This is a genomic window from Trichothermofontia sp. (genome assembly GCF_053493415.1).
Map to the genome: position 1 here is coordinate 1 of NZ_JBRCAD010000220.1, position 6,287 is coordinate 6,287.

General features: G+C 54.9%; 7 protein-coding genes. 1 reads left to right on the forward strand and 6 read right to left on the reverse strand.

Annotated elements, in window-relative coordinates; genetic code table 11:
• The 5 genes from ACWIUF_RS19595 to ACWIUF_RS19615 all read right to left on the reverse strand — a co-directional run.
• On the reverse strand, nucleotides 1-538 hold a 538-nt coding region (locus ACWIUF_RS19595; RefSeq protein ID WP_448574216.1), incomplete at its 3' end, for a hypothetical protein.
• Nucleotides 516-1,238: an orotidine-5'-phosphate decarboxylase gene (gene pyrF / locus ACWIUF_RS19600; RefSeq protein WP_448574217.1), complete on the reverse strand. Its 723-nt coding sequence runs from the start codon at nucleotides 1,236-1,238 to the stop codon at nucleotides 516-518. The genes ACWIUF_RS19595 and pyrF, both read right to left, overlap by 23 nt.
• 114 nt (nucleotides 1,239-1,352) lie before the next feature.
• Nucleotides 1,353-2,654 carry a tyrosine--tRNA ligase gene (tyrS, locus tag ACWIUF_RS19605; protein ID WP_448574218.1) on the reverse strand — a complete coding sequence of 434 codons (1,302 nt, stop codon included), beginning with the start codon at nucleotides 2,652-2,654 and terminating at the stop codon, nucleotides 1,353-1,355.
• A 6-nt stretch (nucleotides 2,655-2,660) separates the two neighbouring features.
• Entirely contained in the window at nucleotides 2,661-3,308 is a 648-nt protein-coding gene (locus ACWIUF_RS19610) for a Crp/Fnr family transcriptional regulator (protein WP_448574219.1), read from the reverse strand.
• Nucleotides 3,309-3,481: 173 nt separating this feature from the next.
• A complete protein-coding gene (locus ACWIUF_RS19615) occupies nucleotides 3,482-4,789 on the reverse strand; it encodes a lipid-A-disaccharide synthase-related protein (protein WP_448574220.1) in 1,308 nt (435 codons plus the stop codon).
• A gap of 310 nt (nucleotides 4,790-5,099) precedes the next feature.
• Here ACWIUF_RS19615 and ACWIUF_RS19620 point away from each other — a divergent pair, with 310 nt between their 5' ends.
• Complete coding sequence (locus ACWIUF_RS19620; RefSeq protein ID WP_448574221.1) at nucleotides 5,100-5,792, forward strand: class I SAM-dependent methyltransferase; 693 nt, start codon at nucleotides 5,100-5,102, stop codon at nucleotides 5,790-5,792.
• A 337-nt stretch (nucleotides 5,793-6,129) separates the two neighbouring features.
• On the opposite strand, the gene ACWIUF_RS19625 is transcribed toward ACWIUF_RS19620, so the two are convergent.
• A partial coding sequence (locus ACWIUF_RS19625; RefSeq protein ID WP_448574222.1) for a Holliday junction DNA helicase RuvB C-terminal domain-containing protein occupies nucleotides 6,130-6,287 on the reverse strand: 158 nt, incomplete at its 5' end.

A 6,287-nucleotide genomic window follows, 5' to 3' on the forward strand; every position in this document is an offset into this window, starting at 1 on the left:
GGGTGAGGGGGTGCCCGCCGGTCCGACTAAAGCTCATCACCAGCCACCAGCCTTGATCGTTACGGCTGAGCAAGAGCCAGTGGAACTGTTGCAGGTTGACTGACTGACCGAGGCTAGAACTACGGCTCAGGGTGGTTAGGAAAATCTGTTGGGGGGGGGCGATCGCCGGAGACGGAGAAAGCGTCGAGCCACCCCTAATCCCGCCCAATGGCAGCGGTTCCAGTTCCGGGCGGCTGGCAATAATCATGGTGCTGGGTTGAATATCCGGGACCAACCGCGATCGCTGGCTGACCCGATTGGCATAGGCGGGTAAATCTTGGGCAAGGCGATCGGCCAGGGTTTCCAGCTCCCATGGGCAAGCAGTCGGGACTGATCGCGATTGCCCCTCCCCCTGTAGCTCAGGTGAAACGGCTAGGCCAACGCCAGCCCATAGCATGACCCCGCTGACAATCCCGTAGCTGAGCGATCGCCCCTTCCCCGATCGGGCAGCCGCTCGAAACCGCGATCGCACCTCGTTACACCACCATTGCCAATTCATCACAGATTCGCTGAAACGCAGCCGCCGGATCGGGGGCCTGCGTGATCGGACGGCCAATCACCAGATAATCGGCCCCGGCCTGCACTGCCATCGCAGGGGTGAGGGTTCGCCCTTGATCACCTTTCTCGGCCCAGGCTGGGCGTACCCCCGGACACACGAGCCGGAAATCGGGACCGCAGACTTGACGCAATTGTGCCACTTCCTGGGGGGAGCAGACGGCTCCGGGAATGCCCTGGGCCTGGGCCATCAAGGCCATGTGTAGCGCGTATTCCGGCAACTCGATGGGGATTTTCAGATCCAGGGCTAGCGATCGTGCCGTCAGGCTGGTCAACACGGTAATGACCAGCAGTTGGGGGGGGGATTGGCCCGCCGCGATCGCGGCTTCAACGGCTGCGGTTTGGGCCGCCTTGAGGGCGGCGGGACCAGCCGTGGCGTGGAGGGTGAGTAAATCAACCCCATAGGTGGCTGCCGATCGACAGGCTCCGGCGACTGTATTAGGAATATCGTGGAACTTGAGATCCAGAAAAATGCGTTTCTGCCGTTGTTTGAGTTCGGTCAAAATAGCAGGCCCACTGCTGACAAACAATTCCAACCCCACTTTCCAGAAGCGCACCTGGGGTAAACGGTCTACCCACGCGATCGCGGCTGGAAAATTGGGGACATCGAGGGGCACAATGATGCGATCGACAATAACAGTCATCTTATTTCCCGTTAATTTGAACCACGCAGGCCCAAAGACCACAAAGGTAACCCAAAGATCTGGGTAAATCTGGGTGAACTGAGGGTCTTAGTAATTCCTCATCACTTCCCCACCTTAACCGACCAAGCGAATAAATTTCTTCTTGCCCACTTGTAACACCTTGCCCACCAGATCGGCAGGGGCTGCGATCGTTAGGTCTACCTGCTCAATCCGATCGCCGGCCAACCGCACGGCGCCGCCCTGAATTTGCCGACGGGCATCTCCACTGCTACCACAGAGACCACTGGCACTCAAGATATAGAACAACTTGGCCGGAAACTGGATCTCCGCTAGCGAGAACTCTGGTACCGCATCGGCCTCGGCTTGTCCCCCAGCCACCAAGGATTGGGCGGCTTGCTGGGCTTGTAGGGCCGCATCTTGACCGTGAAATTGGCTCACCACCGTCAGCGCCAGTAATTTTTGACGATCGCGGGGATTTTCAGGTAGCTGATCTAGGGGCAAATTGGTCAGTAGCTCAAAGTAGTCCTGGATAATGCTATCCGGTGTTTTCTCCAGCTTGGAATACATACTCAGGGCATCTTCAGAAAGACCGACATAATTGCCCAGAGACTTGGACATTTTTTGTACCCCATCAGTGCCCAACAGAATGGGCATGAGTAGACCAAACTGGGGCGACTGCCCAAAATGCCGTTGTAAATCCCGGCCTACGGCTAGGTTAAACTTCTGGTCAGTCCCCCCTAGCTCCACATCCGCCTGAACAGCGACGGAATCATAACCCTGCATGAGGGGGTAGAGAAATTCATGCAAATAGACCGGATTCCCCTGCTTATAGCGTTCGGCAAACCCTTCCTTGGCTAACATCTGCCCCACGGTCATCGTTCCCAGGAGTTCCAGGATTTTGGACAGATCTAGAGCCGCCAACCATTCCGAGTTATAGCGAATTTCCAAGCGACCAGGGGTCTCGAAATCTAAAATGGGTCGCAGTTGTTTGAGATAGGTTTCGGCGTTGGCTGCCACTTCGGCGGCGGTGAGTTGTCGCCGGACTTCGGATTTCCCTGTGGGGTCGCCAATCCGGGCCGTGAAATCACCAATGATCAGCACCGCCGTATGGCCCGCATCCTGGAACGCCCGCAGTTTGCGAAAAACAATACCATGCCCCAGGTGAATATCGGTACCCGTGGGATCAATGCCCAGTTTCACCCGCAGGGGGCGATCGGCCTGGTGCAGGCGATAGACGAGGCTCTCGTTCGGGTCATGGGCAGTGGGGTTGTCGGGGAAGATTTCGCAAATGCCCCGATAGAGCCAGTCGGGAACGGGAAGGGGTGGGGTAGGTTCAGCGGCCATTGGAAGACAGGAGACGCGTTGCAGTAAGCCAATTTCAATACGATACTGCAATACGGCAATTCGTTCCTGCATTTGAGCCTAGGGAACCGTAAACCCGAGACGGGCCGGATATCGCACAATCAAGTGGCGGTTGGCATCGATCGTTAACCATTTTTCCCGCCGTAGTTGCCCAATTAAACGCGTCACGGTGACCCGTGTGGTACCGATCGCGTTGGCGAGGTGCTGATGGGTGAGGCGCACCATAAGTCGCAGCCCGTCAGCGGTCGGTTGCCCCATTTCCTGGGCCAGGAGGAGCAGCAATTGCCGCAGACGTTCTTCCACGCGTCGGTAACCGCCTAGGGCTAACAGGGCTTCGGTTTGTCGTAACCGCCGGGCCAGTTGACGATCGATTTCATGGCGTAGGGCTGGGGAAGACTCAATCTCGACCATCGTCAGGCGCATCACATCGACATCGGTGAGGGCGGTAGCCTGGTAGGGCGCGATCGCGGTCAGCGGCAAGCCAAAGGGCATGGCGGGGGCTGCTAACCCCAACAGGGCTTCATCTCCCGACTGGTACAGCGTACTCAACACCACTACGCCCCGCCCCACGAGCCAGACTTCATCCGGTTTTAGGGAAATGATCTGACCAGCCTGGTATGGGATTAGGGTTCGCTCCTGGTAGTACTCCTCCAGCAGTTGACGCAAGTCCTGCGGGGCTAGGGCCTCAGAAGTCGTAGTGGGCGGCATAGGTAATCCCCAATACAGTTCGCTGCCGCTATTCTAGAAGTTTGGTTGTCACAATGGGTAATCATCACCTTAGTGCCAGGTTAAGCTCTGGCAAAGGTTTTGGCGACAGCCTGAAGGGGGTTGTGTGGTTAGGTGTGAGCACCGTCAGTCTTAAGGGTAACCAGCGTTCAGTTTCAGGAAGCGTTTGCTGGGGTTGATAGGGCAGGTTCACAGTCTAGCAAAGTAGCTGCAATCCGTTGGGCAGCCCCCGGTGGCCCCAAACGGCGGCGACCATTTTCAGCAATGAGGTGGAGTTGATCGGGATCGGCTAGCAAGGACTGGACGATCGCGACGGCTTCTTCTGGACGCTCAATCAGGCGGACCGAAGGTCCCAGGTGGCGGCTTTGGGCTTCGGCAAAGGCGGGCGTAAATTGGGGGCCTTCGCCCGCGATCGTGATGGCCGGTTTCCCTAACCCCACAAACTGCTCGGTGGCTGTCCCCGCCATTGCGATCGCAAAGTCGGCCTGGTGCAGGCAATCATTAAAGGCTGATTGGGTGAGGTAAAGGGTCGTAGGATAGGGCCCATCCCGGCGGGTAAACAGCATCACGGTTGGATTGGGGGCGGTTTGTAATTGCCAGCCCTGATCCAGAAGTGTCTGACGGAAGGGCGCAAGGTCCAGGTTAGGCGCGATCGCCGCGAGAAAACAGAGCGATCGTCGCTGGGCAAAGGTGGTACTGAGGGCCAGGGCAAGGGGTAACATCACCAGCCAATTACGCTGGGCTTCCGGCGATCGGGAACCCGGTAGGAGGACCAACGTTAAGGGAGGGGCAACCTCGGTGGGGGCTGCGATCGCGGACGCTTCTGCCATCGCATCGCGAACCACTAGGGTTCCAGACGGTTCCAGGCCATCCATCATCGGGTTCCCCAAATCCAGGGCGGGAATACTCCATTGCTGCAAAATCGAGGTGGTTAGCGCATCCCTGGGGAAAACAGCACGACAACGGCGACGGCGCATCAACCAGCGCTCCCAGGGTAAATAGACCGAACCTGACCAGCTTTCCAGGCGTTCAAACCAAGTGCGACGGGGCAATAGACCCGCCTCATCCCGCAGGTAGTATTCTGACTTGGCGGTTCCCACAAAGGCATAGGGTGCGCCACTCCACCAGGCAAACAGCAGCGGCACAATATCCCCTACCGCCAAAATACATCCCCCCTGCTTGGCCCAGCGACGCACCGCCCGCAGTTGCTGCCAGGTCAGTTGTACCAGCCCACCTTGCAGATCACGGACCAGTTGACGACTATCCATGTAGATAAATCCGCCCGATGGCATCACTTTCGTCGGGGCAATTCGGGGAATTCCCGCTTGGGCGTAGGCACTCCCCTCGCCGACTAGGGGCAAGGCGACCACTTCAGGCGCTTGGGGATGTTGTTGCAGGGCTTGTAGGATGCGGACTGCAATCACATCTTCGCCATGACCGTTACTAATACAAAGTAGTTGCATCCTGGCCGCTCGGTTCTCACTGCCTCCTAAGCATACGCTGATGTTGTCGGGACTGGCTAACCACTAGATGGCTGTTGCCATCTCACCGTTTGCGAAGATTGGCATTTTTCGAGGTACCCTAATCAGTAAATGGGTGAGTATAATGATAACAGTTGTGGCAAAGATTCGGTTGGGCAAGGTGTTGCAAGGGGCGATCATCGAACAGTTTTGGCTAACAACGTGATGCTGTGGATTAACCCGCGATTCTTGTGTTGTATTGAAGATTCCTGTAATTATTGACCATAACTGTTAGGTGTCATCAGGAGCGGATATGGAACCAGAGAGTCAAAAGGCAACATGTCCGATTTGCAACCAAGAACTAAGCAAATCATTTACAGCCTCGTGTGATTATCGAAAGCCTGTATCTAATAAATCCTATAATGTTTATTGGTGTAGCGCTTGCGATTACGGCCAAGTCTGGCCAAGGCCAACAAAGAACGAAGTCTCCGGCTTTTACGATCTTGCCGACTATTACACTCATAAAGCAAATACAAATAGCAAGGTGGGAGGCAAGAGGGATGAGTCATTTCTTGAACGACTGCGTCTATATATTGCTTATCGGCTGGATAATGGCGAAGATCTTTCACCAAACGATGCTATTTCGTTATTGAAACGCAGCTCTTTATCTATGCTAGAGATTGGCTGTGGGAATGGTGAAACCATGTCCCGTTTTCTTGCTCAAGGGTTTTCTGTTGTCGGTGTTGAACCAGATCCAAAAGCTAGGGAAGCGGTAAAGGACTCTGAGCTGATTATCTACAAGGGGACAGCAGAAGAATTACCAGGGACGGTCCTAGGTAGAAAATACGATGTCATCCTCATGTCTCACGTGCTGGAACATTGCCTAGACATAAATTCTGCTGTAATAAATGCCAAAAATCTTTTGAAGGATGAAGGGTGTTTTATTATTGAGACACCAAATTGTGCATCTTTCGGCTTCAAGGAGCAACGAGCAACATGGCCGTAGTCGGATATTCCTCGACACCTCAACTTTTTCACGCTTTCTAGTTTGCGTGCGATCTTATCAAAACATGGACTTAGTGTAGTTGTAGTGAAACATCGGAGATTTTGTCGTCAATTTTCTAACACTTGGCTTGATACAGAAAAAGAAATATGGCGTGCGCTTCGAGGGGATGGCGAGCCGTGGCGGACGGAACCCAACTATCAGCTCCGATCCTGGAAATTTCTGATTAGATCATTGTTCTTATCAAGAAATGCCAAATACGATAGTGTACGGGTGATCGCAAAAATCAACTAACATCAAATACTTCTGGAATATCTCTGATCTCAACAACGAGCGGGATCTAAGACAGTAACGACAATTGTTGATCAGGGGGTGGGTAACCCAGGTGTGCCCAGGCGCTAGGGGTAGCGACCCGGCCCCGGTGAGTCCGTTGCAGATAGCCAATTTGCAGCAAATAGGGTTCGTAGACCTCCTCGATCGTGTCCGGCTCCTCGTCGG

Excerpts from the sequence above, each read along its gene's own strand:
- pyrF (WP_448574217.1), bottom strand. The coding sequence starts at position 1,238 with ATGACTGTTATTGTCGATCGCATCATTGTGCCCCTCGATGTCCCCAAT.
- tyrS (WP_448574218.1), bottom strand. The coding sequence starts at position 2,654 with ATGCAGGAACGAATTGCCGTATTGCAGTATCGTATTGAAATTGGCTTA.
- ACWIUF_RS19610 (WP_448574219.1), bottom strand. The coding sequence starts at position 3,308 with ATGCCGCCCACTACGACTTCTGAGGCCCTAGCCCCGCAGGACTTGCGT.
- ACWIUF_RS19615 (WP_448574220.1), bottom strand. The coding sequence starts at position 4,789 with ATGCAACTACTTTGTATTAGTAACGGTCATGGCGAAGATGTGATTGCA.
- ACWIUF_RS19620 (WP_448574221.1), top strand. The coding sequence starts at position 5,100 with ATGGAACCAGAGAGTCAAAAGGCAACATGTCCGATTTGCAACCAAGAA.